General features: G+C 55.5%; 22 protein-coding genes and 1 tRNA gene. 8 read left to right on the top strand and 15 right to left on the bottom strand.

Annotated elements, in window-relative coordinates; all coding sequences use genetic code 11:
* Window positions 1-43 precede the first annotated feature (43 nt).
* The gene (locus tag C4318_01420) at window positions 44-1,048 is read right to left on the bottom strand and encodes a site-specific DNA-methyltransferase (GenBank protein ID MER3453804.1); all 1,005 of its coding nucleotides are present in this window, start codon (window positions 1,046-1,048) and stop codon (window positions 44-46) included.
* 26 nt (window positions 1,049-1,074) lie between these two features.
* Between C4318_01420 and C4318_01415 the strand changes: the two genes are divergently transcribed.
* From C4318_01415 to C4318_01405, 3 genes are read left to right on the top strand one after another with little or no spacing between them, the layout of a single operon-like run.
* Window positions 1,075-1,974, top strand: a complete 900-nt coding sequence (locus C4318_01415; protein ID MER3453803.1) for a hypothetical protein — start codon at window positions 1,075-1,077, stop codon at window positions 1,972-1,974.
* Between the two features lie 18 nt (window positions 1,975-1,992).
* Window positions 1,993-3,528 (top strand): hypothetical protein, encoded by a 1,536-nt coding sequence (locus tag C4318_01410; protein ID MER3453802.1) that lies wholly within the window; start codon window positions 1,993-1,995, stop codon window positions 3,526-3,528.
* Complete coding sequence (locus tag C4318_01405) at window positions 3,512-4,312, top strand: hypothetical protein (GenBank protein ID MER3453801.1); 801 nt, start codon at window positions 3,512-3,514, stop codon at window positions 4,310-4,312. Before C4318_01410 ends, C4318_01405 begins: the two co-directional genes overlap by 17 nt.
* A 106-nt stretch (window positions 4,313-4,418) precedes the next feature.
* Here C4318_01405 and C4318_01400 read toward each other — a convergent pair whose 3' ends face one another.
* Window positions 4,419-6,011: a hypothetical protein gene (locus tag C4318_01400; protein MER3453800.1), complete on the bottom strand. Its 1,593-nt coding sequence runs from the start codon at window positions 6,009-6,011 to the stop codon at window positions 4,419-4,421.
* An 85-nt stretch (window positions 6,012-6,096) separates the two neighbouring features.
* On the opposite strand from C4318_01400, the gene C4318_01395 reads away from it, so the two are divergent.
* Window positions 6,097-7,128: a redox-regulated ATPase YchF gene (locus tag C4318_01395; protein ID MER3453799.1), complete on the top strand. Its 1,032-nt coding sequence runs from the start codon at window positions 6,097-6,099 to the stop codon at window positions 7,126-7,128.
* Window positions 7,129-7,167: 39 nt separating this feature from the next.
* Here the strand turns inward: C4318_01395 and C4318_01390 are convergent, their stop codons facing one another.
* The gene (locus C4318_01390) at window positions 7,168-9,069 is read right to left on the bottom strand and encodes an ABC transporter (GenBank protein MER3453798.1); all 1,902 of its coding nucleotides are present in this window, start codon (window positions 9,067-9,069) and stop codon (window positions 7,168-7,170) included.
* Window positions 9,070-9,212: 143 nt separating this feature from the next.
* On the opposite strand from C4318_01390, the gene C4318_01385 reads away from it, so the two are divergent.
* Window positions 9,213-10,547, top strand: a complete 1,335-nt coding sequence (locus C4318_01385) for an oxidoreductase (protein ID MER3453797.1) — start codon at window positions 9,213-9,215, stop codon at window positions 10,545-10,547.
* Here the strand turns inward: C4318_01385 and C4318_01380 are convergent.
* A complete protein-coding gene (locus C4318_01380; protein ID MER3453796.1) occupies window positions 10,544-12,052 on the bottom strand; it encodes an ABC transporter in 1,509 nt (502 codons plus the stop codon). The two genes, C4318_01385 and C4318_01380, sit on opposite strands and share 4 nt — an antisense overlap.
* Before the next feature lie 99 nt (window positions 12,053-12,151).
* Here C4318_01380 and C4318_01375 point away from each other — a divergent pair, with 99 nt between their 5' ends.
* On the top strand, window positions 12,152-12,583 hold the full coding sequence (locus tag C4318_01375) for a universal stress protein UspA (GenBank protein ID MER3453795.1): 432 nt from the start codon (window positions 12,152-12,154) through the stop codon (window positions 12,581-12,583).
* Here C4318_01375 and C4318_01370 read toward each other — a convergent pair.
* Entirely contained in the window at window positions 12,556-13,368 is an 813-nt protein-coding gene (locus C4318_01370) for a hypothetical protein (protein MER3453794.1), read from the bottom strand. The two genes, C4318_01375 and C4318_01370, sit on opposite strands and share 28 nt — an antisense overlap.
* Window positions 13,369-13,624: 256 nt before the next feature.
* On the opposite strand from C4318_01370, the gene C4318_01365 reads away from it, so the two are divergent.
* Window positions 13,625-14,059, top strand: coding sequence for a hypothetical protein (locus C4318_01365; GenBank protein MER3453793.1), 435 nt, complete (start codon window positions 13,625-13,627; stop codon window positions 14,057-14,059).
* A 25-nt stretch (window positions 14,060-14,084) separates the two neighbouring features.
* Here the strand turns inward: C4318_01365 and C4318_01360 are convergent, their stop codons facing one another.
* A complete protein-coding gene (locus C4318_01360) occupies window positions 14,085-18,026 on the bottom strand; it encodes an ATP-dependent DNA helicase (protein ID MER3453792.1) in 3,942 nt (1,313 codons plus the stop codon).
* Entirely contained in the window at window positions 18,016-18,231 is a 216-nt protein-coding gene (locus tag C4318_01355) for a hypothetical protein (GenBank protein ID MER3453791.1), read from the bottom strand. The genes C4318_01360 and C4318_01355 overlap by 11 nt, the downstream gene beginning before the upstream one ends.
* 32 nt (window positions 18,232-18,263) lie before the next feature.
* On the opposite strand from C4318_01355, the gene C4318_01350 reads away from it, so the two are divergent.
* Window positions 18,264-19,232 carry a hypothetical protein gene (locus C4318_01350; protein MER3453790.1) on the top strand — a complete coding sequence of 323 codons (969 nt, stop codon included), beginning with the start codon at window positions 18,264-18,266 and terminating at the stop codon, window positions 19,230-19,232.
* Between the two features lie 45 nt (window positions 19,233-19,277).
* On the opposite strand, the gene pstB is transcribed toward C4318_01350, so the two are convergent.
* The 8 genes from pstB to C4318_01310 form a co-directional block, all read right to left on the bottom strand.
* The gene (pstB, locus tag C4318_01345; protein ID MER3453789.1) at window positions 19,278-20,174 is read right to left on the bottom strand and encodes a phosphate ABC transporter ATP-binding protein; all 897 of its coding nucleotides are present in this window, start codon (window positions 20,172-20,174) and stop codon (window positions 19,278-19,280) included.
* A complete protein-coding gene (pstA, locus tag C4318_01340; protein ID MER3453788.1) occupies window positions 20,171-21,076 on the bottom strand; it encodes a phosphate ABC transporter permease PtsA in 906 nt (301 codons plus the stop codon). The genes pstB and pstA overlap by 4 nt, the downstream gene beginning before the upstream one ends.
* On the bottom strand, window positions 21,073-21,954 hold the full coding sequence (gene pstC, locus C4318_01335; GenBank protein MER3453787.1) for a phosphate ABC transporter permease subunit PstC: 882 nt from the start codon (window positions 21,952-21,954) through the stop codon (window positions 21,073-21,075). Before pstC ends, pstA begins: the two co-directional genes overlap by 4 nt.
* Before the next feature lie 50 nt (window positions 21,955-22,004).
* Entirely contained in the window at window positions 22,005-23,006 is a 1,002-nt protein-coding gene (locus C4318_01330; protein ID MER3453786.1) for a hypothetical protein, read from the bottom strand.
* 172 nt (window positions 23,007-23,178) lie between these two features.
* Window positions 23,179-24,438 (bottom strand): serine--tRNA ligase, encoded by a 1,260-nt coding sequence (locus tag C4318_01325; protein MER3453785.1) that lies wholly within the window; start codon window positions 24,436-24,438, stop codon window positions 23,179-23,181.
* Window positions 24,439-24,490: 52 nt separating this feature from the next.
* On the bottom strand, window positions 24,491-25,441 hold the full coding sequence (locus tag C4318_01320) for a prephenate dehydratase (GenBank protein MER3453784.1): 951 nt from the start codon (window positions 25,439-25,441) through the stop codon (window positions 24,491-24,493).
* Window positions 25,438-26,508 carry a hypothetical protein gene (locus C4318_01315; GenBank protein MER3453783.1) on the bottom strand — a complete coding sequence of 357 codons (1,071 nt, stop codon included), beginning with the start codon at window positions 26,506-26,508 and terminating at the stop codon, window positions 25,438-25,440. Before C4318_01315 ends, C4318_01320 begins: the two co-directional genes overlap by 4 nt.
* Window positions 26,467-26,551: transfer RNA gene (locus tag C4318_01310), tRNA-Leu, on the bottom strand. Before C4318_01310 ends, C4318_01315 begins: the two co-directional genes overlap by 42 nt.
* Window positions 26,552-26,727: the final 176 nt, after the last annotated feature.

Here is a 26,727-nt window from a genome sequence, read left to right as displayed (position 1 = left end):
GGCCCAGGTAGTCAAAGGGTTTGCCTCATTGCCCACGGCCCATTCAAAAGGGAGACTCGGCTCCACGCATGGATTTCTTGGCGGAGAAATCTAGAACTTCTATCTCGTCTGCAGTGCCAAAAGTTTTTTCCAACCTGTTCAGAGTTATCTCCACCGCTCGCGGCTCACAGTCTACGAGGACGAAGCGACGTCCCAAACGACGAGCCACCACGCCCGTAGTTCCGCTTCCAGCGAAAAAATCCAGAACTCGTCCTCCCGGCGGAGAAGACGACGCTACGATCCGCTTCAAGATCGCCTCGGGCTTTTGGTTGGGGTACCCTGTTTTCTCTTTTCCGGTGGGCGATACAACAGTGTGCCACCATACATCCGTCGGGCTCTTACCCCGTTGAGCCCTTTCCGGCGCTTGCAAGCTGGGAGCCATATACGGGATTCTTCCCGCCGCTTCGAGATCAAAGTAGTACTCCCTAGGATCCTTTGCATAAAAGAGGATGGTGTCGTGCTTGGAGGGCCAACGCCGCCTCGTCCGCCCTCCGTAGTCGTAGGCCCAGACAATCTCGTTCAAAAAAGCCTCTCGCCCGAATACTTGATCCAGCTCGACTTTTATGTAGTGGACCTCTCTGTAGTCAAGGTGTACGTAGATGCTGCCACGTTTCGACAAAAGGCGCCTGGCTTCTCGAAGCCGAGGTACCAAGAAGCGAGCGTAGTCGTGGTAACAGTCCGGGTAGTAAATTTCGTTTACTGTCTCCAACTTGTATTTAGCACCTGAGAATCCACGGCGTAGCGATGGTTCTACGCCTGCTCCTCCAATCTCTTGCGCAGGGCTCTTTTTCCCCTCGGACCCTGCGCCCTCTCCGGAGCCGTTCTCCAAAACGCGCATGGCCCTCACGGTGACGCGTTTTTGTACCCTTCCTGTATTGAACGGGGGATCTATGTAAACCAGGTCTACGCACTCGTCGGGTAAAGCTGGAAGGACATCCATGTTGTCGGCGAGAATCACATAGTCTTTGTCGGCTTTGAGCTGGAGTCGTCTAGAAATCTTTCGATGCATGGTCATACGTTTACAGGAGCTCGTTTGTGAAACGTTTTGCCAAGGTTACGGCGTACTTCTTAGCAGCAGCCATAGTCTTCCTCGTAACGGCAGGCCTCTCGGCTCAAATGCTTCTCCTCCCCAGGGCCAAGGCAGCAGTAACAAAAGATCTAAAAGCCCTCTACAACCCGGAAGAACTCGAAGTCTCTTTTGGTACGAGGGCCTTCCTCGCCGACATGGTCTCCGGGAAACTACCATCCCTGAGTGTTCGCATGAATCATGTCGACACCGCACAAGCTGCGACGGCATCAGACCGGTTTATAAGCCCCGTAAACTTTTCGGAGGTCTCGTTCGTTTTATCCGACGTTCATTTTGACCGGCGAAGAGTAATGGGGGGTGTATCAGCATTCGAATCTGAGCGAGGCCAGGTGACAGCCCGGCTTGAGCAGTCCGAGTTCAACCGTTTTCTCAGAGCCGAGGGGTTCGCGATAACGGTCACTCTCGCTCCGGGCGATGTATCCGTTGCCGCAGATGTCTCCGGGGATGGTAGTCGGACACTTCACCTATCGGCCAGAGCACTCCTTGAGATTTCGGATACCATGTTGACGCTCGAGCCTAAAGCCATCGATCAGAAGGGAGTCGAGACGTCTAGCGCCAAAGCTGCATTGTCGGCGGTCCTACCTATTCCCCCCATAGCGGGCATCAGGGCTAGATCCGTTGAGACCTTCGATGGGTACATGTTGCTCTCGGCTTCGGTTAATAAACTTTACGGAGAAGAGCCAAGCCAGGAGCAACCTCCTGGTTTCCAAGAATCCGAGCTTTCCGATGCCTCACCGTCGCAAACAGTGCCGGCGTCTCCCAAAGAAACTTCGAGCCCTCCCCCGACCAGAAAGCCGACCCCATCCAGAACACCTTCCCCAACCCCATCCTCCGTTAAGAAAACCTAAAGACAAAGAGTCGGGGTTATGTTTTCCAGGCATATGGCTGGACGGCTCGTTTGTCGAGATTTCGTGCGTGCACGCACACTGCGGGTACTCACACGGATCGCCATCGCTGGCGCGATTTTGGCAGTTTCCTGTCTAGCTACACAGTCTCCAGAGCCGCACCTACCATCGTCGCCGTTTATATCTATTGACCGACCAGCACCGGCCGACGCTAGCCACGTACAAAAAATCTCGGTAACCGAAACTTCACCGCCCCCCTCCTGGGTGTACGGCCACTGGGTATGGGAAGACGAGTCCACACAAGACAGCGCTGTCCGGCTCGTTGATAGCTACCTCGACCGCGGAATCACGGTTACAGCAGTGATTATCGACAGCCCGTGGGAAACTGCATATAACACGTTCGAGCCCGATCCGAACCGCTTTCAAGATTTTGCAGGTATGGTCGCCTACTTTCACTCTCGGGGGGTAAAAGTCATCGTATGGATAACCGGCGTCATGAACCTCGAAGCCAGATCCGAGTACGAACTAGCGGCCAGAAAAGGGTTTTTCATGACCGAAGGTCCTCAAAGATCGCCCAAAGTCGTTCGATGGTGGAAAGGGCAAGGCAGCCTAGTCGATTTCTTCAACCCCGAAGCTGTTCAGTGGTGGGGCTCCCTAATGGACAAGGCACTCTCCCTAGGAGTCGATGGATTCAAAGTCGATGCGACAGATCCCTACGTAGTCGCGGCCCCGTGGTCTCCATATCTATCTCGCCAGGTTTCGCCCCTAGAGTACTCGAGACAGTATTACGCCACCCTCTACCAAATCACCAGGCTAGCACGGGGAGCTGATGCCATGATCACAGCTAGGCCCGTCGACACGCAACGCCGTGATCCGGGCCCCAAAGCTGCTCTGGCTCACTCGTTCTCTCCACCTGAAATCGGTTGGTCTGGATGGGTCGGCGACCAGTTGAGTTCCTTCGATCCCAACCACTACACCGGGATCAGGGGAGCCCTCCTCAACTTTTACTACTCCTCGGAACTCGGATACTTTGGCTTCGGTTCCGACATTGGCGGATATATAGCCCCTCCGGGATCGGTTGTCCCCCGAGATCTCTTGCTTCGCTGGGCAGCTCTGGGCGCGTTCTCGCCCGTTATGGAGAACGGAGGGATAGCCGAGCACCGTCCGTTCGGCTACGGCCCCGAGGCAACCGAGGCCTACGCTCGCTTCGTCCGAATACACATGGCTCTCGTCCCGTATATTCTTGAGTTGGCACATCGATTCCCTATAGAGCAGCAGTCAGCGATGCGCTTCCTGGATCGCAGGACTTTCTCTTACACGCTCGGCCCCGACATCTTCGTTCAGCCAATCATCGACGAGTCGGGCGCGTCCGATGTGCGACTACCCGACCAAGGAAGCTGGCGTTACCTGTTCGACCCCGGGCGCATTTACAACGGTGACACGCGCCTAGAAATGAAGGTGCCACTAGACGAATACCCCGTGTTCGTGCGAGACGGCTCGCCACTTTTAGAACCTTTGTCGAGAGCAGTAATGCGGCCCAGTGAAGGGGGGCACTGAGGTGTTCCCCGCGTTTGCCATTGTTTTCTCAGCCACCTTTGGGCCCTTTTTTCTTCTCTGGGCATACGGGAATTCCACGAAAATCCCTAAGCGCAGTTGGATGTTGGTCGGATTCACAGGCGTTGCATTAACGATCGCCTGGGCAGGCGGCATCGGGCTAGGTGCGGTTCCGCTCGAGGGAAAGTCGATAACGCTGTTCCGAGCAGGGGCAGGAATTCTTGCCGTTGCAACCACAACTGCGGCTATTCGCCGCTCGGCCTACTCCGTCGACAACAACGAGTCGTCCCTCCGGATGGCACAAACATCGAAGCTCACCTGGATCTCGATACCCGCTGCGACTGTTCAAGCAGGCACAGCGCCAGCCTTGGTGACTGCCATCTTTTCCAGCCCCAACCAAGCTTCTGCAGTGCAAGGACCCCTCGCCGGCCTGGTGGCCGCCGCAGTAACTGCAGCATTGCTCGCAAAAATTCCTGTGCGCCGCATGGTAACGACGATAACGCTTTCCGGAATTGGGGCCTGGAGTGTGGCTGCGGTGGCATCGCTTTTGGGAGTGACACTACCCTCTTATGGGATGGTGCCGATCACTCGATTTTCCCTGGGGGATGCCGGATCTGCTTCCTTATCGTCTATTCCAGCGGGGATCGTAATCTCCTATCTCGGACTGGAACCTAGGTGGGGATCGATTGCCACCTTGTCCTTCCTGGCGACCCTAGTATTCGTGTGGTATTTCGGCGGAATGTCTAGAACACGCACTCGCACCCCGGCTAGGATTATCCAGTGTTAGGACGCTTGCGGTGGTTTGCTTTAGACCGCCTCGCCTTTGCTCTCCGCTTTCTTGTCCTCTTGCTCATCCTATGCGGCTCCCAATACTCACTAACCTTGCCGACACTTTAAATCCAACTCCGGAAAAGCATAAGTCGTGACCAGATCGATTCGGCAATAGGAATTCCCGTCCATATGGGATAGAAAGCGATCCCTGCGAGTAAAGCCGCACTCCCCAGGCCCATGAAAACAGCCTGTCGAACGCGTTTTCGAAGCGAGCCCACCACCGAAACAATTGTCAAAGCCATAAATGGCACGACGGGAAGCATGTAATAAAAAAAGGCAGTCCGAGAAGACGCGAACCACGGTAGATACTGCCCTGCATAGCCTGCCAAAACAAAGATGTCCTGCCAGCGCCTCTTGGCAACGATTAATCCGAGCAGCGCAGGAAAGCACAGAAGGTAAGACCACCAAAGTACTGGATTGCCTACCGCCAAAATGTGGCCTCGCATCCCGTTTTGGTAATCGTGATACCAAAAAGCGATCGGCCTCCACATGAGGGGCCAGGATTGCGGGGACGACTTGTACGGATGATCCTGGCGCATCGTCGAGTGGTATTTGACTGTATTCACCTGTAACTTGACGAACTCTGAAAGGGTCCCCAGCGGATTTTTTCCGATAGATCCGGCGGCGTTGTCTACGTAGAAGCGTGTAAAGCTGATCACATACACGAGGGCGGGTACAAAAACCAGTAAAGTCAAAACCCTAGGAAGGCAGTTCATGATTGCATCCGAAGCACGGGTGGTGGGAGCGCGAAGCTGCACATACCATACGAGCGCAAAGACGACCACAATGACCCAAGCGAACAGCGCGTTGAGCTTGGAAGCCAAAGCGAGGCCCATCAACACACCGGACAATGCAAGATAACGCTTGGAACCGAGAGACGAGCGAGGCGATTCATCTCGCCACTGGACTGAGTATTCAAAGTCTTGTGAGTATTCGAGATCTTGGTAGACCGCGTCCCAAGGTTCGTCGGGATTTTGCCTTGGATACGAGTGGATAGAGCCGGTTGGGTCCGGATAAATGCCTTGCCCATCGGTCACTCCGCTCGTACTCGTCAATAATGACTGTCTCATGCGAGTGAGTCTGTGCCTTTCTGCCAGCAAACAAGCGAAAGATGCGAGCATGAAGGTTGCAGCAAATATGTCGAGCATAGCCACCCGCGACATGGTGATCTCCAGGCCGTCCACCGCCACCATGAGTGCGGCGAGAAATGCCCAGCTCCGCTTTTCCCACAGGAGCCAGGCAATGACGAATACCAGTCCGACAGCTACCGTTCCAAAGGTCGCTGGAAGTGCCCTCCATCCGAGCGGCTGCTTGCCAAAGAGTATGATCCCAATGGCAATGGCCCACTTTCCTAAAGGCGGATGGACCCACGAAATCTCGCCTGGCACAGCTCCAACAGGCACAATCTGGGAAGCACGAGAGGTTCCTCCATACCGTGCGTCCAAGTTATCTCGAAACGCCTCCCGGCCTTCTAGGTATACAACGGCATCGTTGGCATAGTAGGTTTCGTCGAAGTACACCTCCCTGGGGTGCGATAGTCCAGAAAAACGGGTGAGTGCAGCTATGACCACTACGATCACTAAAAGGGGGACGGCTCTCCCGAACTTCTCTTTGCTGGGAACTACGTGCTTGTGCGAATTAGCTTCGTTTTCCAAATCGTCGACCTCTCGCTATCGCCGTCAGTTCTCGATGGGATCCTCTTCACGGTCCGAAGACCACTGATCAACGAGACGCGCATCGATGGAGCGTACAACCGTTTCTGGGGAACCTCGATCAGGAAAGTCCACTCTTTTGAGGGCATTGGGCAGAACGAGCCCCGGCGCAAAACACTCTCACATCGTGTATTCACTTCCGGACGAGACCCTGGTTCGCATAGCTCAAGCAGAAGGATCCGCACAAGTTACCCCCGTGAAACTCTCTTTCGAGGAAGTAGGTGGGCGCTCGGTCGCTCCCATAAGGGAAAGCGACTGCGTCGTGGTCGTCGTGCGGCCCGAGGCTTCCCAGGATGCCACACAAGCATCGAAAGAAGGGATCGGCCAAGTTTATCGCTGGGTGGATACTGCTATTCTCGAAGACCTCTCTGTTATAGAAGGAGCGATACCTCGGCTAAAAAAAATTGCGGCGGCTGGGGACCGTCATGTGAGCGTCGTAGTCGAAGCCTCTCAAAAGCTTGTGTCGTTGCTGGAGTCCCAAGACATCGAGGCTGCGCGCAATCTCGCCCGGGACACAAGCTTGATTCCGAAAGAGTGGGGGCTGGTCATATCCAAGCCTTTGATAGTTATTGTCAACATAGACGAGTCCTTAGCGACAAACGCCGAAAAACTTCAGCGCCTCGTAGCCGATAAGCTCGCCAAGGTCGCGACGGCGGTTATAGCCTCGCCCCTCGAGATCGAAGCCGGATTGGCAGAGATTGCAGAAGCCGATGCCGACACGGCTGCTGAAATGGCCGCCGAGTTTTCCATTGAAACTCCGATAGCGACGCGTCTCGCATCGGCTGTTCTTCGGGCGTTGGGCCTCATTGTCTTTTACACGGCAAACGACAAAGAGGCTAGGGCATGGCTCCTCCCAGAAGGATCAACCGCGCTCGAAGCGGCCGGCCGAATCCACTCTGACATGGAGCGCGGTTTCATTAGGGCAGAAGTGATTCCTGCTAAAAAGCTTCTAGAGGTAGGATCTCTCAAGGAAGCTCGGCGAAGAGGGGCTGTGCGTTTGGAGGGAAAGTCTTACGTTGTTAGACCAGAAGACGTGCTCTTCGTCCGCTTCAACGTGTAATCCGAGGCAACATTTCCGAACCTGTCGAATCGCTCACGCTCACGCCTGGGAAGCGCGCTCTAGACGGGGGAGACGGGTGCGAACCAATCTTCCTTCGGTAAGCTCGTACACAGCGTCCGCATGCTCCACAAAGGACATCCTGTGTGACACGACGATAGCGGTTCTCCCCTCCAAGGCTTTCATTAGAGCAGAGTGGACAGCTGTCTCGGTCTCCTGGTCCAAGTGGGCGGTAGGTTCGTCTAGAATCACGATCTTAGGATCCCTGAGTACCAGGCGAGCGATCGCCACTCGCTGCTTTTCGCCACCGGAAAGACGATATCCCCGTTCGCCTACGACGGTAGAAAACCCATCGGGAAGGGAGTCTACCAATGACAAAACACCCGCGATCTCGCACGCACGACGCAGCTCTTCCTCGGTGGCATCTGGCCTTGCATAGCGGAGATTGGCCTCGAGGGTGTCGTGAAACAAAAAGGTTTCCTGAGTCACCATTCCGATTTGTTGCCTCAAGCTTTCCTGGGTGACATCTCGTATGTCTTCGCCATCGATCAAAATCCGTCCTTTATCCACGTCGTACAGCCTCGGGATCAGCGAAAGCAGCGTGCTTTTCCCTGCTCCGGTCTGCCCCACGATAGCTGTCATCTTTCCCGGCTCCGCAATGAACGAGACATCTCGTAGCACCCATACATGAGATTCGTCATAGGTCAAAGACTGCGACTCTTCGAGCCGACTGGGCGCATCGCACCCAATCCACTTCCCCTCCGAACAGGTGAAGCCGAGATCGGATCCGCTCTGTTCGAGAGAGGGAATGTACGTCGCTTCCTTTGAGGGATACCTGAACCACACGTGGTCAAATACAACCCGCCCCTTTTTGATCAAAAGAGGACGAGCGGTGGGAGAGTCCTTTATTGGAACGTCGGCGTCGAGAACCTCGAAACACCGTTCAAATGCGACGAGCGCTGACAGAAGGTCCACCCGGGCTGATGCGATCACGGAGATTGGTGTATACAAGCGTTGCGCGTAAATTCCCAGAGCTAGAAGCGTGCCGATGGTCATGGTCCCCCTCATCACCAAGGTGCCTCCGACCCAGTACACGAAAACAGTTCCTGCCGCGCCCAAGAGCGAAAGACAGGCCGAGTACGTCCGCATAACCATTGCTGTTTTCACGCCGTACTCGGCCACCCTAGAGGCCTTTTCAGCAAAAGAGGTCGTCTCTCGTTGGCGGTCACCGTACAGCTTCGATACCCAAGCTCCGGACACATTGAAGTGCTCGCTTGTTGTGGTGTTCATTGCGGCATTCGCTTCAAGCCTCGACCTGGAAAGCGGTACGACCCTCTGACCGATCCATCTGTCCAAAATCACCACGGCTGGCATAATTCCGAGCGCCAAAGCGGTTGCTTGCCAGCTCAGCGTTAGCATCACCGCTAGAGTGGCCAGCAGCAAAAGGCCCTCTGTCGCCACTGCCGTCACCGTTGTCACGACAGACTGGGCTCCCACTACGTCAGTGGAAAACCGGCTCATAATCGCACCCGTTTGCGCCTTCGTGAAGAAGGCCACCGGCATCTGCATCAACTTGTCAAACAGTGCGACTCGCAAATTGAGGATGATCCCTTCACCAATAGATGCCGACAAAAAACGGTTGGCGACCGAAAAAACTGTGTCCGCCACCGCTAGGGCGATCGCGGTCAGCGCTAAAAGATTCAAAAGGGCGTACTGCCGAGATGGTAGCGCCCGATCGATGATCTGGCGCAGCACCAAGGGGGGTAGAACTCCTATGACCGTTCCTATTGCTAGAAGTGCTGCATAGGCGAGAATCTTCTTGTGGTGTGGAGCGGCAAATCGCCACACGCGTAGAAGAAGACCGCTGTCGAGATTGCGCCGGTCGACTCCTTCTCCGAGCGAAGCAGCGACCCTCGGCGGTATTCTTGCGAACTGACGTGCCATGACGACTCTTCTTACCTGTTTATGTCAACGACAATCGCCGATCACGCACTTGGCAAGGCGGGGCAGGCTCACCCGAGACTTTAGGGGTAGAGCTAAACTAACACCGCTTTTTGCCGAGTGTCTCTTAAAACCCGAGTATTCCAATGCCTAGGCTCGCACGTAAAGGCCTCGAGGCGTGGGTCAATTGGGCAGGGAATCAAACCTGCTCGCCCAAGGAATCGCTGAGACCCGCCATCGAGGAGGAGATCGTAGCCGCCGTCGAACGAGCTCAATCTAGTGGATCCCGTATCAAAGCAGTGGGCAGCGGTCACTCCTTTACCGACGTTGCATGCACCGACGGGCTTATGGTGTCGCTCGAGCGGTACTCTGGAGTCGAGAATTACTCGTTGGACCCTCCTACCGCTATTATCCGGGCCGGAATGACAATCGAGGCAGCCGCGGCTTCACTTTACGCGCTTGGCTTAGCCTTCTCCAGTTTGGGCGACATAGGTAAGCAATCGCTGGCTGGCGCGATTGCAACCGGGACTCATGGAACTTCTTCGCTATTCGGAAGCATCTCTGCCCAGGTCAACTACGTGCGAATAGTGGATGGGAGAGGGCGCATCCTGGAGCTCACCGAAGACAATGACTCGGATCTCTTCCAAGCCGCTCGCGTGAACCTCGGCGCTTTGGGAATTGTCACCGCGGTAGGGTTCGAACTGGAGCCCACATTCAACCTTCTAACAAAAGAGTGGCCAATACCTTGGGAAGAAGCGCTCTGCTCTCTCGACGAACTGAGGTCTGGCAACGAGCACTTTGAGTTTTTTTGGTTTCCCCACACCGACAAAGTCTTGGCCAAATCGCACAACCGCACGTCTAAAGAGCCCAAAGAGGTGGACCCCAAGAAGCTCTGGTTTTACACAATCTTTCTCGGGAACTACGTATTCGAAACCCTGTGTCGAGTCGGGAGGATGTTTCCAGCAGCGATCCCCTCTATCAACAAGCGAATCGCGGATATGGAAACTTCATCTTCAAGAGTTTTGCCCGGGTACAAAGCCTTCCTAAACGAGCGCATGGTTCGCTTCTATGAGATGGAGTATGCGATCCCCGTTGAAGAAACAGCTCCGGTTCTGCGTCGCTTGCGGAAAGCAATCGAGGATTTTGGATTGCGTATCTCGTTCCCGGTAGAGGTGCGCTTCACGCCTGCCGAGACCCCATGGCTGAGCCCTGCTTATGGCAGAGATACCGCGTGGATAGCTGTCCACACTTACAGAGGCATGCAGCCAATTCAGTACTTCCAGATGGTCGAGGCCCTTATGGAAGAGGTTGGCGGGAGGCCGCACTGGGGGAAAATGCACTTCCGATCAGCAGCGACTCTCGAATCGGTATACCCGCAGTGGAAGGCCTTTCAACAGGTTCGCGCTGAACTGGACCCTGTGGGTTTGTTCCGAAACCCCTACACAGACAGAGTGCTCGGTACCGGAAAAAGTGAAGACTAACTCGTTTTTTTTACAGCGCGGCTGCGAGCTTTTGTCGGATCGGAGGTAGTACCCCAGATAGCCGCCAGCTTGGAGTCGCCTCCAAACACGAACTCCACCGCATAGGGAAACCCGTACAAGAAGGCATCCACTTTGGGGTCTAGACGAGCACACAATCCCATAAGAAGAGTGAGGGTCCGTTCTACATAGAACCAGTTACGAGGAACCTGGAATGTCCGGGCAAGCTCTCTAAAGGAAAGTTGCATCTCCTCTAGGTTCTTGCGGATGTCAAACTCGCGCAGGTCGAGCTTGGAAAAGTCTTGTGGTGAAAAATGTAAGAGCTTGTCCATGTAATGGCGGACTGCCTTCTCGAAAATCTCTTCGTCCGCACCAGCCGCCTCGAAGCCCATCTGGCGCATTCCCTCTATGACACGCTTGTCATCCCGCAGCATGTATCCATAGACGACGGTCCTCATCCCGTCCTTGAAATCTTTTGGAAACTCAGCAACAGCGCCGAAATCCAAAAACACTATCGTGGGGCGACCGTCCGCTGCTTTTTTTACGAAAAAGTTCCCGGGATGCGGATCGGCGTGGTAGAAACCATCTACCAGTAGCTGTTTGAAGTACGCTTGAACTAGTATCTCTATGACATCTATAGGGCGTATCCCCGCCTCTTTGATGGCCGCGACATCCAGGATTTTGATCCCTCTCTTTCGTTCCATGCACAGCACCTTTGACGTGGTGTATTCCCAGTAAATCAAAGGAAACTCGACGTGGTCATTGTCGGCAAAATTTGCGGCTATCCGCTCTGCGCTGCGGCCCTCGTTCAAATAGTCGAGCTCTCTAGTAATGGTCTTTTTCAGGTCTTCGTAGACATTGCGGTAGTTGAGCTCGGGAAAGAAAAAGTCGATCACGGAAGCAGCTAGGCGTACTACTGCCAAATCGGTCCTGACTACTTGCTCGATGCCGGGGTACTGAACCTTGACGGCAACCTCTCGGCCATCCCGCAGACGTCCCAGGTGAACCTGCCCAAGTGAGGCCGAGGCTGTCGCTTTCTCCTCCAACTCTTCAAAGACCGCTTCGATAGGCTTCTCCAACTCCGTTGTTATCCGGGCCGCAATTGCCTCGTATGGGCGAGGTGGGACGGCGTCTTGTAGTTTCTCCAATTCATCCAGGTATTGATCCGGTAGAAGTCCGGTGAGCATCGACATGAACTGTCCCAGCTTGATGTAGACGCCTTCGAGCGAAAGAAAGCCTTTGTAGAGGGTTCGCGCGCTCCAAAGGTGTATACCTTCTTCGACCCTGGCACTCCGATCACGCCCCAGAATTCGGCGGAGTCCCAATAAGATCACGTAAATCACAAGGATGCGACCGAACATAGCAAGGGCGCGGACCGACCTGTAACCCATGCGCACGTATGCTCGGAGTTCGCTTGTCCGCCGCCTAGGTCTCGCTGCTCTGATCTCACACACCTTTGCTCGCCCCCCCTCGCTCGCACATGAGCTTTGTCGTTCGAGAGACTTCATCAAACACACGCTTCTCGACTACGATTATGAGTACGGTTGTCCCGTCGCTCTCAAACCTGAGAACCCCGCGGGGCGGACCCGAGTCGAGTTGGAGTTGCAATGCAAGGACTTCAAAAAATTGTCGTGGGAAACGACGGTTCAGATTACTCGATAGAGGCGGTCAAGCTCGCTGCCGAAATAGCCAAGGCTGCGGGAGCGAAACTAGATGTGGTCCACGTGAGCCACCTGCCAGCGACATTCTATGCGGCGGCTTTCGAGACGCCCATAGACCTGCAGGCCCAGATGGACTCCCTTCGCCAAGAAGCCGAACACCGGGCCAAGGAGGCTCTCGCCGCTGTCGGCTACGACGCGAACTTTGTGGTTATAGACGGCCACCCTGCCGACACACTCGTTGAATACGCCGAGAGGGAGGGCGCCGATCTTTTAGTAGTGGGATCGAGAGGAGCTGGTGCCATCGAAAGGTTTCTACTCGGTTCTATCTCCGACCGCGTGGTCCACCACGCTCACTGCCCCGTCCTCGTGGTTCGCTGAGAAGCAATGCTCTGACCTTTTTCGGGAACGATCAGGCTAGGGTCGTTAACCGAGGGATTATTCACGCGTGGGCTCACCGGGTACCATTCGAGCATCCAAGCTTCGGTTGGGCGAAGCATTTCCAAAAGCACTTCTGCTTGGGAGTATTCGGGATCCAGCCAGCGATCGAAGTTGGAGGGGTCGACAAGAGCGGGCATCCGATCATGAATATCTCTTAGCTCCGAAGGGGCTGGAACCGTTATTAGAGCACAACTTCGTAACGGGATTCCGCCGTCGGGAGGACACCAAATGCTCCAAATCGCACCTATGGCGAGGGGCTCGTCGGCAGCTGACTTGATGAAGTACGGAATCTTCCTTCCCGATCCGACTTTTCGCCACTCGTAGAAGCCGTCGGCCGGCACGAGGGAACGTTGTCCAAGAAAAATTTTTCGAAATGTCTGTTTCGTAGTGAGCGACTCCACTCGCGCATTTATCGGATTCGGACCGGATCTCTCTGACTTGGCCCAGGGAAACACCAGCCCCCATCTAATGCGCTCAGCGATTCTGACCTCATAGTCGCCCTCTGTGGATCGCGACCCTCGCTCTCGCTCCACCCATTCTTGTTCTCGGGAATATCCTTCCTCGACGTGGGCACGTTCAATATTTGCAAGTACATGGAGAATCTTTTGAGAGGGGGACACATTGAAGTTGGGCTCGAGTACAGCCTTTGCGATCGAAGAGGGATCTACCCCGAAGTAGTCGACGATTTTCTGAGGTTGAAGGGCCTGAACAAATCTTCCGCACACACCCCGATGTTAGCTGGAAATCTGTATACCCTAGAGTCGCGTACTCGAAACAATCGCTACAATGACACCGCTTCAAATCTCTTGCATTCAAGGGGATCTCACAGTGTCTCAAGAGCCACCTCATTACCCACCGAACATCCCTACACCAGGAGTAATCCCACCTCAGCCTCCCGGGCAGTACCCGCCTGCCACGATGCAGCAACCAACATATGCTCCTTACCCCACCCAGCCCTATCAACCACCAAGGCAGAGCGGCTTGCGGACGTGTCTGATCGTAGGACTGGTCGCGCTCGTGGTTCTAGCGTTAATAGGGGGCGGTATGCTGTTACTTTTCGGAAAGCGCGTCCGCAACTTGGTTGAGCGCCAGATCTTAGAACCACAGCGAACGGCCAGCGAATTCATCGATGCGGCTGGGCGCGGTCAACTTGGCAGAATGCGCGAGTTGTCCGATCCGAATCATGTTTCGAAAGCCGAGTTGGAGCAGCTCGTCGAGTTCGTCCATGAATATTGTGGGCAGATTTTGAGCAAAGAGTTCAAGAACCACAATTTCAAGTCGACCGCCGACGGTGCTACGTATCAAATCGAGGTTACAGTGAAATGTTCAAAGGCGAACTTCGATGCCGAGCTCGAACTCCGCTCCAGAGGGATGTCTGGCCCGATCGTCACGGGTGCTCGCTGGAGGACCGCGTAACCCCCTGGCTGTGAGATCTGCCTACTTATCCAGAGTCTGCGTGTTGCCCAAGCGCAGCTATCCTAGCCAAGTACTCCGGTGCGGTTGGCGCTGCGAATTGCTCTCCCGATCCTGACCGAACAAATCGCCCCCAGCGCGCCTCTCCCCGTTGTTCTAATCGCCGCAGAGCGCTCCGGATGTCGCCCCAGGGAAGGGGTACTTTGCACTCTAGGAAACGCTCCCTCCATACAATTCCCATGCGGGCGAGAAGTCCTTTGGCTACACACTCGCTTATGCGCTCGCCATCCGGTTTCTCTCTGCATATCAGCTCTCGTTGAATTGCCCAAACTCTCCCCGTTATGCGGATGGGAAGTGCTCTCAGTCGCTTGGCCCGCAGCATCCATCGTGCCAAGGAAAAAGAATCTGCTGTAACAAGGCCAAGCGTGATTAGCTCTTCGATAGCTCTCTCCAGCCACGCTGACGGAATACCCGCCTCGCGCTCCAGATCAAAGAAAAAACGCGGACCCCGCTCCAAGAGAATCTCGTACACCGCAGCGGCATTGCCCGACAGCTTCTGGGGATCGGCTCCGCCGCCCCATACGCTGTACCAGATGTGGGCGTCGGCAAAGGGTACTAGACAGATCGGCAGCTTGGAGAAGGCAACGCGGCGGTACGGGCCCGCTCTAAACCACACAATCCTCCCAGAAGAGATGGCCGAGTCAAGCCACTCGGGCCTGTAGCCCCTAACTCTTTCGGATAAGAACTCCCTCTCGAGGCGACCAGCCTCCACCGGAAGCCCACCGGCACAAAGCGCTGCCTCTACCACTCCTTCTGGTCCCTCCAGCCGCGTTTCCTCGCACAAGTGGTTCCAGTGATTCAAAAACTTTTGAAAAGCCTCGATGGTTACGGGTGAAAAACTTTCGAGCAGTTTTCTGCGAGTAAGTTTCAGCCCTTCGGAAGCAGCTCTACGCTCGGCCCAAACAGTTTCGCCTCCGACACGCACCCTCAATGCCTTACCTGCTGCCTCTAGTTCGAGCAGAGCCCGCCTACCCCCAGAGCCCACCAATGGCTCTTCTCCCATCGCAACAAAGCCGAGCGCCTGCAAGCGACCCTCGGCAACAGAGGTCCAGTCCCATTTCACTCCTTTTGCTTTCCACCGTCCTTCCTCGAATTCAACCCGACCTTGCTCGGCTAACTGCTCTAGCCATCCGTTCCATCCTGAGCTTGCTGCCTCCGCCTCCGTTACAAAGCCCATCCATACAAGGGTGTGATGCAGCTCTTCTACGCCATCGGGTCGAGGCCAGCGTCGCTGCCTCACTCTCCTAGCTACTTCCGCGTCTATAGAGCCCGAATACGGGGTCCTTGGCCTTTTTCCAATGCCGGGTACTGCGTGGGCACGGCGCTCCTCCAGAGGAGCATCGTCTAGAAACTCGTACGGCTTGGCTTGAAGTATCCCCTCGGCCATAGGTGAGGGGAATGGCACATCGACAGCAACTCGCTCGATCTGTCCGCTTTTTAGCCGTTCTACGACTCTCACCAGTTCTTCTGTATCCATTGCATATTCAAGACAGTCTCTTAGTGTCTGTCTTACGACGGGGTGATCTAAAGGCACAGGAATGTCACCAGGTGGAAGCGTTTCGAAACACGCCAGTGACTGCGGAAACGCCTCGGCGAGGCGGTCCTGAGCAATTGTCCGCTGCAGGTTGATTGGAATCTTACCTCCGGCTCTGTTGCGCTCCACCAATAGCGAGCACACTGCGGCCCATCGCCACCTCGTGGCGAAAAGAGGGGTGCCAATCACAGCCTGCTCTAGAACGTGGCGAACCGACTCCGGAGAGAGAAACTCGAACACCTCCTCCACCGGAAACGAGTGCATAGTAGACAAGGAGATCAGTAATCCGTCATCGCCGGCAGCGGCCTGGAGTTCGAAGCCGAAGCTTCGGCAAAACTTTTTTCTTAGAGCTAGTCCCCAAGCTCTGTTTATGCGAGATCCAAAAGGTGCGTGCACCACAAGCTGCATGCCGCCGCTGTGGTCGAAGAACCGTTCCGCGACTACTCGTGAGTGAGTTGGTAAAGTCCCCAGCAAATTGGCTGTTTCGGCTAGGTAGTCGTCTATGCGTGAAGCAGCAGATAGGTTGAGCCGTACTTTTTCACCGATCCACTCGATCCGTTCGCTCCGATCCACGCCTTTTTGGTACAGCTCTAGCCAAGCTTGTCGGAACCGGCCAATCCTTTCCCCCACCTCCCTACTGCGAAAAGGGCCTTCGCCAAACCAGAAGGGAAAGGTTGCCGGCACGTCACCTGCTTCACTCACCAAAACCTGGCCCTGGCGAACCTTGGACACCCTCCACGAAGAGTTGCCTAATTGGAATACGTCTCCGATGGCGGATTCGATGGCGAAGTCTTCGTCCAGAGAGCCCAAGAAGGAACCGTCTTCGATCTGTACTACTTCATATTCCCCGGTGTCCGGGATCGTGCCGGAGTTGGTTAGACAGTGCAGTCGAGCTCGTCGGGTCGCCCTTACAACGCCCGAGACTGGGTCCAAGTGCAAAAGCGCCCACCGCCCCTTCGAGTGAAGCTGCAATACAGAGTCGAGCTCGCCGGCCGTGAGATCTCGGTACGGCCACGCCCGTCTAACGATCTTGAATAGCTCGTCCCGCTGGCGAGGCCGCATTACACATGCCGCCACGCACTCCTGAGCCAAAACATCAAGGGGCTTTTCCACGAAGGTGGCCGAGTCCAGTAGGCCGTCTCTCATCATGCCCACGATCGAGCTGACCTCTTCCAACTCAGATACAGTCAACGGAAAAATCCTGCCTTTAGGAAGTCCCGAGACAGCGTGACCCGAGCGCCCTATCCTCTGTGTCGCCGTGGTGACGCTCTTGGGAGAACCGATCTGAATCACGAGGTCTACATCGCCGATGTCGATCCCCAACTCGAGAGAGGAAGTAGCCACCACGGCCTTTAGCTCTCCCGCCTTGAGACGAGACTCTACGGTCTGTCGGCGCTCCTTCGAAAGAGAGCCATGGTGCGAAGCTACGACGTCATTTCCCAGCAGCTCCCCTAGGCGCGCACCGACGCGTTCGGCCATCCTCCTTGTGGCCACGAAAACCAGCGAAGACCGGTGCTCTTGCACAAGAGCCGCTACCTTTTCGTAGATAGCCGACCACTCCTCTCCCGAACACACCGCGCCCACTTCGCTGCTGCCGAGCTCGATCTGGACATCCATAGCCCTAAAGCGCCCGCAATCGACAATGGCGACTTCCCGCCCAACACCCCCCAAAAACCTGGCCATGGATGTGATTGGTTCTTGCGTGGCCGAAAGACCCACCCTCTGTAGGCCAACACGGCGGTGATACCCGGGTCGCCAGCTGGTCGCAAAGAACGACTCCTCCGGCGATTGCCTCCCGGAAGGGGCGACAAGATCCTCCAGAAGTTCGAGGCTCAGAGCTAGTTGTGGTCCGCGCTTCGATCCAACCACCGCATGGATCTCGTCGACGATTACATACTCGACGGTGGAAAGAATCTTTCGTCCCCCCTCGGAAAGAAGCATCAGAGCCAATGACTCGGGCGTAGTCGCCACTATATCGGGGGGTCTTTTCACCTGACGGGAGCGGGCCGACGCAGCCGTGTCTCCGGTTCGAACCCCTACTTCTATCCCTTCAAACGCTGGGTCGAGACTCCCGATGGCCGAAAGCGGCTCTACGAGGTTGGTCGCCACATCGGACACCAAAGAGCGCAGAGGTGAGACATACAAAACGCTGGCCCCCTCTCTTCGCCGTCGATCACCAGCCATGCGCTTCCGGCCGATCCGTTCGATCGCCACCAAGAATGCTGCCAACGTCTTACCTGATCCGGTAGGAGCGGAGAGGAGAACGTGACTTCCCCGCCTAATAAGAGGCCATGCCCGAGCCTGGGCTTGGGTAGGAGACCCGAAGGTTTTTATGAACCACGCAGATATTGGTGGCGAAAAATCCTCAAGAGGCACGGGTGTACGGCCTGTATCCCCTCAGCACTCGCCTTTTGCGCTGCGAGCGATTTGCGAGAGCAAAGTGCAGGAAAAGAACGATCCCCCACAAAAGATGTACTAAAAGCGGCCAGTAGAATGTGCCGGGCGTAACGAGCAGCCACACTACCCAGGCCAAAGCATTGACGGAGAGGAAAACTGCGAGATGCACTCTGAACTCTTCCATTTACTACCCCCGAACCCGGCGGATTACCGATCATGACGATACTAAGGAGAATTGCCTGGCGAGCTGTGTACTTTGTGTTGGGCGTAACCGGCGTTGCGACCTTCGGGGGGTTTTTATCTGACCGAGGATGGCTTTTCGATGTGATGGCAGCCTTCCGCCCCGTGTACCTCGCCGCACAAGCCGGCGCAGGCATCCTCCTCTTTGTCCGAAGAAGATGGTTGGGCGCTGCGGCCGCTCTATTACTGATAGCGGCAAATGCACAGCAGGTTCTCCCGCTGTATCTTTCCCCCAAACAAACGCCGGTGGCTGGCTCCGATCCATCCTCGCAAAGACTAAGAGTTCTTCAGCTCAACTCGCATATCCGAAACTCGGAGGCAGAAAAGGTTCTGGCCTATGCTAAGTCCATCGACGCCGACCTGTTTGCCGTAGAGGAAGTGTCCAAGTCCGTAGGGAAATACCTCGAGCAGCGATTGTCCGAGCAGTACCCTTTCCTATTCACGTTCCTAGCCGACACTGGTGCTGGAATTGCTCTTTTCTCTAAGTATCCACTCCTAGACCCCCAACTGGTCTACTTCGCTGACCCAGGCCTCCCCTCAATAGTCAGCAAAATTCACATCTCCGGCGCCGACATCACAGTGGTTGTGACACACCCTCTCTCTCCCACCACGCCTTATGGTTACCGCCTAAGGAACCGCCAGCTACGCGCTATTGCCGAGACAAGAAAGCGATACTCCGAGCGACTCATCGTCATCGGCGACCTCAATGTCACCTCGTGGTCCTCCATATTTTCAGAGCTCACAGAGAGGGCGGGGCTCTTGGATACTCGCCGAGGCTTCGGAACTCAGCCAACTTGGCCAAAGTTGAATCCAGGCCCTTTCGCTCTGGCGCCTATCGATCACTGTTTGGTGTCACCACACTTTCGGATCGTATCCCGCCGCGTAGGCCCGGACGTTGGATCTGACCACTTGCCAATCATCGTCGATCTTGAGCTGATCGCTTGAGAGCGGGGTTTCAGGCTAGGGGGTGCATGCGGACACCGGGGCAACTTAGCCGAAGCGACCCGTGATGTACCCGTTTGTGCGGGGATCTTTTGGATTGGTGAAAATTCGTTCTGTTGCATCGACTTCTACAAGTCGACCGTACCGGGCTCCACTAGCGTTTGTCTCGGTGAGAAAGAAGGCCGTTCTGTCAGAGATCCGAGCGGCCTGCTGCATGTTGTGGGTAACGATAACGATGGTGTAATCGCGCTTTAGTTCGTGCATCAGCTCCTCAATGCGAGCGGTAGCGATCGGATCGAGGGCTGAACACGGTTCGTCCATGAGAACCACTTCGGGCTCGACCGCAATGGCTCTCGCGATACACAGCCTCTGCTGCTCACCCCCCGATAGAGTGAGGGCGTTCTCCTTGAGCTTGTTCTTTACAGCTTCCCACAGGGCGGCTTTCTCGAGTGCAGTTCTAACTCTGTCGTCTAGTTCGTTGCGCCGTGCCACCCCGTTGATGCGCAGGCCGAAGGCAACGTTGTCATAAATGGACTTGGGGAAAGGGTTGGGCTTTTGAAAGACCATACCTACCAGGCGCCGCAGCCAGATCGGATCGACATCGGGAGCATATATGTCTTTTCCTTCAAAAAGGACCGATCCTTTTACAACTGCACCCGGTACGAGGTCGTTCATGCGGTTCAAACACCTAATAAATGTGCTCTTTCCGCACCCCGAAGGGCCGATCACTGCTGTGATCTGGTTTCGAAACACTTGCAAAGTAACGTCTGCCAACGCCTGAACATTACCGTAGTAAACGGACAGCGAATTTATGTCGAAGACGGTATCGCGCATCTCCAGTCGTGGTCTCTCCGATCTTGATGCCGGCTCGAATGCTTCCTCTCTCGGCGGTGCCCCAAAAATCGCCTCGACCCCCGGGTTGCTTGTCCATCCGCGAGAGCTCATGTACGCCACCTCGCCTCTGCCCTCTGTGCTCGCGCTCTAAGCCACACAGCAGTGCCGTTGAAGAGTATCAAGACGCCGAGAAGAACAAGAATTGCAGCCGCGGCATTTTGATGGAACCTCTCTTGCGGCCTTGATATCCAGTTAAAAATCTGGATGGGCAGTACCGTAAATCGATCGGAAAGGCTTCTGGGCTCGAAAGTTACATAAGTGAGCGCCCCAATGGTCACCAAGGGAGCAGCTTCTCCAATTGCTCTAGAGAGCGCAAGGACCACGCCGGTAACGATGCCTCGGGAGGCCGCGGGCAACACCACTCTAGACGCCACCTCCCATCTTGTAGCCCCCAGGGCGTAGGCCGCCTCGCGAAGCGACGGCGGCACGCTTCGAATCGCTTCCCTTGACGCCACGATCATTAGGGGAAGAACTAGAAGCGTAAGGATCGTAGCTCCAGTAATTAGGCTCTCGCCCATTCTGAACGTCTTGACAAGCACCCCGGCGCCTAGCAACCCGTACACGATCGAGGGTACTGCGGCCAGGTTCTGTATATTTAGCTCCACCAAGCGCGCGAAGCGAGTCTTCTCGCCGAACTCTTCGAGGTAGAGAGCGGCACCAACTCCCACAGGAATAGCCATTGCCGCCACCAGTCCCATTATGTACACGCTTCCAAACAGCGCCGCCTTTATCCCGGCTCGCGTAGGATCAGCCGAGGGGTAGCTCCAAAGAAACCTCCAACTCAGCGCCGGCAGCCCGTCTACTGCGACCTTTGCCAAAAGCAATGACAAAAACAAAAGCGCAGAAAGCACAGCCGTAATCGTGGAAACCAATGCAAGCGTCTCCGCAACACGCCCTTTCCCGCTCTTATCCCCGAGCCTACGAGAGATTCTTAAATCTGCCGTATCGCTCATTCATAGGCCTCCCGGAACCGCCGCACAAACCTGACGCTCGCGAGGTTCAGCAACATGGAAATAACGAAAAGCGTTGCCCCGACCGCAAAAATAGTCTGGTATTCGAGAGTGCCTCTCGGCGTGTCGCCGAGACTGACTTGAACTATGTAGGCGGTCATCGTCTCCGAGGGCACTAGCGGATCCAAGGTGAGCCGGGGTTGCTGACCCATAGCTATCGCGACGATCATCGTCTCTCCTATCGCTCGCGACACCGCGAGGATCACTGAAGCGACGATTCCCCCAAGAGCCGCGGGGAAAACCACTCTAAAGATGGCCGCCGGTCTCGTTGCGCCCAAGGCGTAAGCGCCCTCGACGATGCTCTTGGGTACGGCCGATAGAGCGTCCTCGGAAAGCGAAGCTACCATTGGGAGGATCATCATCCCCATCACGATGCCTGCAGACGCCGCATTGAACACAGCCGTTCTGGGGATTAGCTTTTGGATAACTGGCGTAACAGCTAGTAGCGCAAAGTACCCGTACACCACGGCTGGAATACCAGCAAGAAGCTCTAGGATGGGCTTGACTTTTCGAGCCAACCTACCTGGAAGGTATGCATAGAGCCCCACGGCCGCGAGTAGCCCCAGTGGGACAGCTACTGCGCATGCTATCGCCGTCACGAGAAGCGTGCTGACCAACAGGGGGGCTATTCCGAAGTGTTTGTTCGAAAAGAGGGGAGTCCACTCCTTGTCTGTAAGGAACTCCCTAAGAGGAACGTGCCTAAAGAATTCGTAGCTCTCGGATGCGAGCACCCACACTATCCCCAAAGTGGTCAACACCGATATGGCCGCAAAGAGCCGCAGGACCCAAACAGCCGCGCCCTCTTTTCGCCGTCTTGTCACCCCCGTCCATCGACCAATTTGCCGAGATTCGACGGCGGTAGCGGTAGGCGTCACTTATAAGCCTGTTCCAGCCCGCCAGGCCCGAGCTCTGTGGCTCCACCAAAAGCCGAGCCAGTAGTGCCCGCTGCCAATCGCTTAGAGGCCCTCGAATAAAGCTCTGATGACAGGCTTACATATCCTGTAGCCGCAATGATCTCCGGGTGAGAAAGGTAGAAGTCTAAGAATGCGCGCACCTCGGGACGTAGAGAAGCATTCTTTGTGACATATACAAACAGCGGCCGGGACAGCGGCGAGTACTCGCCGCTTTTTATGGTTTCTTCAGAAGGAAGCACTGGCTTGGAGGTCTTGGGATTGACAATGGGAACCGCTTTAAGTTTGTCCTGGTTCTCCACGTAGTACGCGTATCCGAAGTATCCCAAGGCGTTCGGGTCACCGGAAACTCCCTGGACCAAAACGTTGTCGTCCTCGCTAGCGGTATAGTCACCACGACTAGCATCTTGCTTCCCCACGACGGCTTCTGTGAAATAGTCGAATGTGCCGGAGTCGGTTCCCGGTCCGTATAACTGGAGAGGGCGATCAGGCCAACTGGGCCTGATTTGGTTCCAACGAGTTACCTTCCCTTGGGCGTCCGGCTCCCATGCTTTTTTTAGCTCTGCGACTGTTATGTAATCCACCCAGTCGTTAGCCTTGTTTACTAGCACTGAAATGCCATCGTAAGCAATCGGAAGCTCGATGAACTCTATGCCCTTGGCAGCGCACCGCTCCATTTCCTCTTTTTTGATCGGGCGTGAAGCGTCGTTGAAGTCGAGCTCTCCTTCGCAGAACTTTTTGAATCCTCCGCCCGTGCCGGACACCCCAACGGTCACCCGAACGTCCGGATTTTCCTTCCCGAATGCCTCAGCAATTGCCTCCGATATCGGAAATACCGTACTAGATCCATCTCCAACGACAGAGCCAGACAGCCCGCCAGAATGCCGCTGGCCGCTACACGCGCCAATCAAAACGACTGAAGCCACAACGCCGACAAGCAAACGGTGTGCGCGCGCGCTCATACCACTCCGTTGATTCAATGGATTCCCCCTTTCAGATAAGCGGTTACGACGCGTCGGCCCTCCCGGGAGGGATCTGTGCTCTGACTAGGCTCCTGACGCCTCATGCCATGCGCGAGTATATACAGGGTCGAGCGTTATAGCGCAACAATCGCTCTAACGCCCCAAAATGTTCTCAAATCGGCTCTATACGCTCGCGACCGACAAATTCTTGTAAAGGCTTTGGAATGACCACGGATCCGTCCTCTTCTTGAAAGTTCTCGAGGATAAACACGATCCACCGTGTGCAAGCCACGGCCGTTCCATTCAGCGTGTGACATAGTGCTGTCCCAGAGGGAGTTCGATAGCGCACGCCCAGCCTGCGCGCTTGGAAATCCGTGCAATTCGAGCACGAGGTAGCTTCTCGATACCTACCCTCGCTAGGCAACCACACCTCGATATCGTATTTTTTTGCGGCCGAGGCACCGAGCTCTCCTGCACAAACATTCACGACCTGATATGGAAGTCCAAGCCCCGACACCAGCTCTTCCTCTATAGCCAGCAAAAACTCGTGCTCTTCCCAAGAACTATTTGCATCGGTAAAGCTGAAAAGCTCCACCTTGTCGAACTGGTGGACCCTGAATGCGCCTCTTGTGTCTTTTCCGTAGGTGCCGGCCTCTCGCCTAAAGCACGTGGAAAAGCCGACATACCGGAGTGGAAGCGACTCCGCCTCGAGAATTTCTCCAGCGTGCAACGATGCGAGCGGCACCTCCGCGGTCCCCACCAGGTACAGCCCATCCTCGGGGACCGAGTAAAACTCGAATTTGTCAGCTGGAAAGAATCCTGTCCCGTACATTGCTGCTTCTCTCACAAGCACCGGGGGTACCACAGGCACAAAGCCGTAGGAGACAGCCTTGCTTAGGGCATAGCGAACCAGAGCGAACTCGATCAAAGCAGCGTCTCGCTTCAGGTACACAAAGCGCGATCCCGAGGTCCTTGCCCCGCGCTTCAAGTCGAAAACATCGAGTAGTTCACCTAAGGTTTCTTGATCTCTCGGGGGAAAGGAAAAACTAGGAACCTCGCCAACGACTCTCACAATTTCATTTTCTTCTTCGCTGTTCCCATCGGGAACACTAGGGTGTGCGGGGTTGGGAACTGAAGCCAGGAGCGCCTCGAGTTCGCCGGCCTTGGACTCGAGCTCGGCCTCCACCTCGGCCACCTCGGAGGCAAGAGCCTTTGCTTGAGCGAGAAGGGCGTTTCGGGCCTCCCCTTGGCTTCGAGCGATCTCTCGCCCCAAGTTCTTCTGGGCAGCCCTCAAACTCTCGACTTTCTGCTGCAGCTGCCTCTTGGACGCGTCGAGCTCAAGTATTTCTTCCAAGCTGATAAGCGGAGCTTTGCGCCGTATTCCCTCCGATACCTCGTTGAAGTTTTCTCTAAGAGTTTTGAGATCTATCACGGTGTGTATACGTTGGAAAGCTCAACACGACTTGATCTCATCATTAGGCCAGCTAGGGTCTTGCATCCAAACGCTCCATTTTCGATCTTAGGCGCTCTATAAAAGCGTCGGCTTCGGCCCAAGCGCCCACTAGTTTTTTGCGATGTTCGGATGCTCCGGAGGAGGCAGCGGGATAGCTCCCTAAGTACTTGAGGTCGGCAAGCTTCACGTAAAGGTGTTTTAGAGCATCGGCGACAATGGCATCCGATAAATGCCCCTCGAACTCGACGAAAAAGCAGTATTGACCGAGCCCCTTTTTGGTGGGACGACTCTCAATCTTGGTGAGGTTGATCGAGCGCGCAGCGAACTCCTGAAGAATCTCCAGTAGTGAACCTGGTCTGTCCTCAGCCTGGAAGCACACGACGGTTGTCTTGTCCTGCCCACTAGGTGGGGGAACAGAGCGGCCTAAGACTACAAAACGAGTGGCATTGTCGGGGTAGTCGGCAATGCCGTCGGCAATAACGTGTAGGCCATAGACTTCGGCCGCAAGCTTGGTTGCAACTGCTGCTTGGGCAGGATCTCCGCTGTTTGCGACCCTCCTTGCCGCATCTGCTGTGGAAATCGCCGCTTCGACCCTAGCTCCCGGAATGTTGCTTGCTATAAAAGATCGACACTGGGCGAGAGCGTGAGGGTGGGTAAATACAACCTCTATGGAGTCGAGAGAGCAGCCCGCCACGCCCAAAAGATTTAAATCAACGTCTATCACCACTTCCCGCTCTATGAGGACATCCTTCGACTCGAAAGTAAGTGCATCGAGCGTCGCGTTGACCGATCCCTCTATAGAGTTTTCTAGCGGCACAATGCCGAGGTCTGCCTCTCTCGCCTCGACCGCCCTCACGACCTCGTACACGTCGTTCATAGGGATGTGGATACCCTCGGCGAGATCTTCCTGGCTCGTGAGAGCCTCTTCGGAAAAGGTGCCCTTTGGTCCGAGGAATGCGATCGAAAGGCTGGGCACGCTCATCCCCTCACTGCGAAGCTGTAGTCGCGTCTGTTGTTTTCGACGTTCTTTTCGTCTGTCACCGGGTCCACGAAAACACTGACGGTGTTCTTCGTCTGGTTCCGAGTGGGCTCCAGGTCCCCAAATGTAAGGCTGCGTTTACCGCCTGGCTCCAGCGACGGAATCCGCTGTTCTCTCTCCTGAGGATCTGGCCGAGTCTCTGAAGTTAGGCGCACTTTGACTACGATGTCCCTTTCGGGCAAGTTCCCGTCGTTGGAGACGGTGACGATTAAACTAAAGCTGGAAGACGCCGGGATGAGATCTACATCCCCGAGCTTTCCGGTAGGCCCGGGTTTGGTCGTAATTTGAGCGACAACGATGTCGTGGATAGGTGCTAGGCGTGGCTGGCCCTGCACCGCTTTCACGAACTTGGCTAGACCTTCGCCCAAGTATGGGGAGTCCCTCAGGTACTGAGAGTCGGGGACTTCCACTTTTTGCTCCTTGGATTGGGCAAGGCGCGCCTTGGCCTCTTCTTGAAAGAGTCCGTAGCTTCGATCGCCTGCGTCGATGAGATCGATCGCATTCTGAAGCTCCGCGGTGACTTGCTGAGCTGGAACTCCCTCCAGAGCGTTTGTCACCCCCCTTCTGAAATTTCTTATCCCCGCAGCTCTCAGCTCTACAGAAGCAACGAAGAGTGCCTGCAGCCCACGGATTTCCTCCTTGGCCTGAATCTTCAAAGCCTCCGACACCAGGGAAGAGGAGTCTGCTTCGAGGCGTTCCAGTCGCTCGTCTAGAACATCGCGAGTGAAAGTCGAGAGCTCCGTGGAGATCGACTTCATCGCCTGAGAGATCTTGTTGGAGTCTTGTATAACCGGACGTACTCTGTCGACGTAGTCAGCGGTAGCCGAAGGTCCAGCGGTACACACCCTCCACACTAGGATTGCCGCGACAAGAGCCGCGACGACGATCACGACAAGTCTGAACTGTCGTGTACGCCTTGATTGCCGAGGCACGGGAATCGAAGCTAGCAGCATCGCCTCCAACAAACGTGCGCGAGGGGGGACTTGAACCCCCACGGGATCACCTCCCACAGGATCCTGAATCCTGCGCGTCTGCCAATTCCGCCACTCGCGCTAGGCTTCGAGAGGCGAACACTGCCCCTGCGTAGAAAACTCTCACCTCCCGCCCGGCGCGGGTAGACTAGCACGCTAAACACGCTCTCATTCAGCCAATATGCTCTAACGCCACACGCCTAAAACTAGGAAACACTCTAGCTTTCGGTGCGCATTTCCGGCGAACCCCGTGACATT

Source organism: Acidimicrobiia bacterium (genome assembly GCA_040289475.1).
Taxonomy (GTDB): Bacteria; Actinomycetota; Acidimicrobiia; order ATN3; family PSLF01; genus PSLF01.
This window is presented reverse-complemented; position numbering and strand designations above follow the sequence as displayed.

Excerpts from the sequence above, each read along its gene's own strand:
- C4318_01350 (MER3453790.1), top strand. The coding sequence starts at position 18,264 with ATGACGATACTAAGGAGAATTGCCTGGCGAGCTGTGTACTTTGTGTTG.
- C4318_01355 (MER3453791.1), bottom strand. The coding sequence starts at position 18,231 with ATGGAAGAGTTCAGAGTGCATCTCGCAGTTTTCCTCTCCGTCAATGCT.
- C4318_01320 (MER3453784.1), bottom strand. The coding sequence starts at position 25,441 with ATGAGCGTGCCCAGCCTTTCGATCGCATTCCTCGGACCAAAGGGCACC.
- C4318_01375 (MER3453795.1), top strand. The coding sequence starts at position 12,152 with ATGCAAGGACTTCAAAAAATTGTCGTGGGAAACGACGGTTCAGATTAC.
- C4318_01385 (MER3453797.1), top strand. The coding sequence starts at position 9,213 with ATGCCTAGGCTCGCACGTAAAGGCCTCGAGGCGTGGGTCAATTGGGCA.
- pstB (MER3453789.1), bottom strand. The coding sequence starts at position 20,174 with ATGAGCTCTCGCGGATGGACAAGCAACCCGGGGGTCGAGGCGATTTTT.
- C4318_01380 (MER3453796.1), bottom strand. The coding sequence starts at position 12,052 with ATGAAGTCTCTCGAACGACAAAGCTCATGTGCGAGCGAGGGGGGGCGA.
- C4318_01410 (MER3453802.1), top strand. The coding sequence starts at position 1,993 with ATGTTTTCCAGGCATATGGCTGGACGGCTCGTTTGTCGAGATTTCGTG.
- pstA (MER3453788.1), bottom strand. The coding sequence starts at position 21,076 with ATGAGCGATACGGCAGATTTAAGAATCTCTCGTAGGCTCGGGGATAAG.
- C4318_01420 (MER3453804.1), bottom strand. The coding sequence starts at position 1,048 with ATGCATCGAAAGATTTCTAGACGACTCCAGCTCAAAGCCGACAAAGAC.
- C4318_01395 (MER3453799.1), top strand. The coding sequence starts at position 6,097 with ATGGAGCGTACAACCGTTTCTGGGGAACCTCGATCAGGAAAGTCCACT.
- C4318_01390 (MER3453798.1), bottom strand. The coding sequence starts at position 9,069 with ATGGCACGTCAGTTCGCAAGAATACCGCCGAGGGTCGCTGCTTCGCTC.
- C4318_01330 (MER3453786.1), bottom strand. The coding sequence starts at position 23,006 with ATGAGCGCGCGCGCACACCGTTTGCTTGTCGGCGTTGTGGCTTCAGTC.